This is a genomic window from Micromonospora sp. R311 (assembly GCF_056780015.1).
In genome coordinates, this window is sequence record NZ_JBSWCE010000110.1 from 1 (window position 1) to 1,380 (window position 1,380).

General features: G+C 65.7%; 1 protein-coding gene. It reads right to left on the bottom strand.

Going from position 1 to position 1,380, the window contains the following annotated elements:
- Positions 1-1,380, bottom strand: a 1,380-nt coding sequence (ahcY, locus tag AC1WTP_RS34385; RefSeq protein ID WP_481653373.1) for an adenosylhomocysteinase, incomplete at both ends; no start/stop codon positions are given.

Genomic DNA, 1,380 nt, shown 5'->3' on the forward strand with positions numbered 1-1,380 from the left:
ACGCCGAGGTAGGCGGCCTGTTCCTTGGTGAGGGTGCTGAGCTTGGCGCCGAGGGCGTCCAGGTGCAGCCGGGCGACCTTCTCGTCGAGGTGCTTGGGCAGCACGTACACCCCGACCGGGTACTCGTCGGTCTTGGTGTACAACTCGATCTGCGCGATGGTCTGGTTGGCGAACGAGTTCGACATCACGAAGCTCGGGTGACCGGTGGCGTTGCCCAGGTTCAACAGCCGCCCCTCGGACAGCACGATGATCGCGTGCCCGTCGTCGAAGCGCCACAGGTCGACCTGCGGCTTGATGTTCTCCCGCGTCACATCCGGACGCTTCGCCAGCCCGGCCATGTCGATCTCGTTGTCGAAGTGACCGATGTTGCCCACGATGGCCTGGTGCTTCATCCGCGCCATGTGCTCATTGGTGATCACATCGAAGCAACCCGTCGCGGTGATGAAGATGTCCGCCTGCTCCACCACGTCATCCAGCGTGGCGACCTGGTAGCCGTCCATCGCCGCCTGCAACGCGCAGATCGGGTCGACCTCGGTCACCACCACCCGGGCGCCCTGCCCCCGCAGCGACTCCGCGCACCCCTTACCCACATCGCCGTAGCCGAGCACCACGGCCATCTTCCCGCCGATCAGCACGTCGGTGGCCCGGTTGATCCCGTCGATCAGCGAATGCCGGCAGCCGTACTTGTTGTCGAACTTGCTCTTCGTCACCGAGTCGTTCACGTTGATCGCCGGGAACAACAGCGTGCCCGCCCGGTGCATCTCATACAACCGGTGCACACCGGTCGTGGTCTCCTCCGTCACACCCTTGATCCCCGAAGCGATCCGGGTCCACCGCTGCCCGTCCTCCGCCAACGAACGGTGCAGCAACCCGAGGATGACCGCGTACTCCTCCGAATCCGCCGACTCCACCGGCGGCACCACACCGGCCTTCTCGAACTCGACGCCCTTGTGCACCAGCAGCGTCGCGTCACCACCGTCGTCGAGGATCATGTTCGGACCCGCACCATCCGGCCAGGTCAACACCTGCTCGGTGCACCACCAGTACTCCTCCAGCGACTCACCCTTCCAGGCATACACCGGCACACCCGCCGGAGCCTCCGGAGTCCCCTCCGGGCCGACCACGATCGCCGCGGCCGCGTGGTCCTGAGTGGAGAAGATGTTGCACGACGCCCACCGCACCTGCGCACCCAACGCCACCAGGGTCTCGATCAACACGGCCGTCTGAATCGTCATGTGCAACGAGCCCGTGATCCGGGCACCGGCAAGCGGCTGCGCCTCGGCGAACTCACGACGGATCGCCATCAAACCCGGCATCTCATGCTCGGCGAGCCGGATCTCCTTACGCCCGAACTCGGCGAGCGACAGATCCGCCACCTTG